The following is a 2,752-nucleotide window of genomic DNA, read 5'->3' as shown; positions in this document are numbered from 1 at the left end:
GACGCCCCGACCGAGACGCGCGCGCTGGCGCAGGCGATCGACCAGGCGCTGGCCGATCGCGCCCGCGCCGAACGCCGGCTGCGCGACTTCGTGGCCGACGCCGCCCACGAGCTGCGCACCCCGCTCACGAGCGTGCACGGCTGGGCCGACCTCTACCAGCAGGGCGCCCTGACCGGACCGGAGGTGGACCGGGCGTTCGAGCGGATCGGGGCGCAGACCTCCCGGATGCGCCACCTCGTCGACCAGCTCGCGCTGCTCGCTCGCCTGGACGCCGACGTGCCCCTGGCCCGCACCACGGTGGACCTGCGTGCGCTCGTCGACGACGTCGTCGACGACCTCGCGGTGCTGGCACCCGACCGGCCCGTCACCTGGCACCGGCCCGACTCCCCCGTGCTCGTCGACGGCGACGCGGCCCGGCTCGCCCAGGTGGTGCAGAACCTGGTCGGCAACGTGCTGCGGCACACCCCGGGCACCGCGGCGCTGCGGCTGGACCTGGCGGTCGACGGGGCGAGCGCCGAGCTGGTGGTCGCCGACGACGGGCCCGGAATCCCGGCTGACCTCGTCCCGCACGTGCTCGACCGGTTCGTCCGCCGGTCCCGGCCGGACCGCCCCGACGAGGCCGAGGGCTCCGGGCTCGGACTGGCCATCGTCGACGGACTGGTCCGCGCCCACCACGGGACCCTCACGCTGGACTCGGCCCCCGATGCCGGCACCACTGTCCAGGTACGCCTGCCGTTGCGGGCCCCGGGCGCCTGAGGTCGCTCCCGGCCCCAGCCGCCCGAGATCCCACCACCTGAGTCCGACCGCCTGCGAGTCCGCCTCGCCCGGGTCCGGGCCGCTCGTCGACAGACCCGGCCGATGTCGCCAGGCAGCCGTCAGCCGCAGGTCAGGTTCCGGGGAGGAGGCGCCGAGCCAGGTCGGCTCGACTGGGCTCCTCGTCCCCGTCGAGAGGTCCGCCGTGCCACCGCGACCCGTCCAAGCCCGCCCCCGCACCCATCGACTCCTGCGGCTGCGCACGGGAGGCGTCGCGGTCGCCGTGCTCCTCACGCTCGCGACGGCCGACCAGGGCGCGCGCTGGTGGGCCGAGCACCAGGCCGTGAGGCGCGCCGACACCCGGCTGGCCTCGGCCGGCATCGAGGTGACCGCCGTCCGGATCGGAGGCTGGCCGTTCGTCGCGGTCGCGACCGGGCTGCTGGCCGAGCCGACCACGCTCGACCTGCGCGTCCCGTACGCCGCCCTCGCCGACCGGGTGCCGGTGCCCGACGGGGCGCAGACCCCGTCCTGGTCGGACCAGGACGGTCTGCTCACCGCCTCGACCCAGGTCACCTTCCGCGGCCGGCAGGTGCCGGTGGACGTCGGATGGACCGTCGCCGCCGACCAGGGCGACCTGGTCCTCACCCCCAGCACCGTCACCGTCGCCGGATTCCAGGTGGGCACCGGCCTGGCCGCCAAGGCCCTCGGCGACCGCGCCGAGTCCCTGCTCACCGAACGGCGGCTGGACCCCGGACGGCTGCTGCCCTCGTCCGCCGAGCGCGCCACCCGGCTCGCGGCCGTCCAGGTGCGACCCGACGGGCTCGCCCTCACGCTCACCACCGGCTGATCCAGCGCTCATCCGCTCCCGGCCCGCGGCCAGGCGTGCCACTCCGCCCGCCCAGCCCCGCCACACACCGTCCCGTCCCGTTCGAGAGAAGGTCCCATGCTCGTCGTCGCGACCGCGCGCTTCTGCGCCCGCCACCGCTGGTTCGTCATCGCCGCCTGGCTGGTGCTGGCCGTGGCGGCCATGGCCGGCACCCGGGCGCTCGGCCCGACCGACCCGGAGTCGCTCACCGTGCCCGGCAGCGACTCGGCCGCAGCATCGGTGCTGGTCGACACGGTCTCGGGCGGCGACGACACGGGGCTCAGCACCTCGACCGTGCTGCTCGTCGCCCCCGGGCCGATCACGGACCACGCCGACGAGGTGACCCGGGTGGCCGACGGGCTGCGCGCGGTCGACGGGATCGTCGAGGTCACCGACCCGCTCGCCCCGACCACCACGGGGCGACCGGCGACCACCCCCGACGGCACGGGCATCCAGCTCCGGGTGCAGTCGCAGGCCGAGGTCGACGGCGCGGCGCTCGCCTCGGTCGTCGCGGCCGCGCGCGACGCCGGGCTGCAGGTGGGGGTGGGTCAACCACTGCTCGACGACCTGGCCGCGGGCCACTCGCGCACGAGCGAGGCGGTGGGCCTGGCGGTCGCACTGGTGGTGCTGCTGGTGGCGCTCGGTTCGGCCTGGGCCGCCGGGGTGCCGATCGTCACGGCGGTCATCGGGCTGCTCAGCGGTCTGGCGGCACTGGACCTGGTCAGGCACGCCGTCGCAGTGCCGAACGTGGTCCCGACCCTGGCCACCATGCTCGGGCTGGGGGTCGGCATCGACTACGCGCTCTTCCAGGTGGCTCGCCAGGGCCGCAGCCTGCGCGAGGAGCCCGACCCGGTGGCCGCCGTGGCCCGGACCGCCGCGACCTCGGGCACGGCCGTCGCGTTCGCGGGGGTGACCGTGGCCATCTCGATCTGCGCGCTGGCGATCACCGGGGTCGACTTCGTGTCCTGGCTCGGCTGGGGCACGGCCGTCGTCGTGGCCGTCGTGCTGCTCGGATCGCTCACCCTCACACCGGCGCTGCTGGCCGTGCTCGGGCCACGGGTCGCGGCCCGCCGGGTCCGCACCGACCTGGACCGCACCGGCTGGGCCCGGTTCGCCGGCACCGTGGCCCGGCGG

Annotated in this window: 3 protein-coding genes; all 3 read left to right on the top strand. The window is 76.5% G+C overall.

Features of this window, described 5'->3' with window-relative positions; genetic code table 11:
* Positions 1-756 (top strand): sensor histidine kinase (locus F2B26_RS15565; protein ID WP_201292780.1); only part of this gene is annotated, 756 nt, incomplete at its 5' end.
* 280 nt (positions 757-1,036) lie between these two features.
* A complete protein-coding gene (locus tag F2B26_RS15560; RefSeq protein WP_159810906.1) occupies positions 1,037-1,600 on the top strand; it encodes a hypothetical protein in 564 nt (187 codons plus the stop codon).
* 96 nt (positions 1,601-1,696) lie between these two features.
* On the top strand, positions 1,697-2,752 hold a 1,056-nt coding region (locus F2B26_RS15555; RefSeq protein ID WP_159810904.1), incomplete at its 3' end, for an MMPL family transporter.

It is taken from the genome of Cellulomonas citrea (assembly GCF_009829685.1).
In the GTDB taxonomy this organism is placed as follows: domain Bacteria; phylum Actinomycetota; class Actinomycetes; order Actinomycetales; family Cellulomonadaceae; genus Cellulomonas; species Cellulomonas citrea.
Note: the sequence above shows the minus strand (reverse complement) of the source record. Positions and strands in the feature narration are given on the sequence as shown.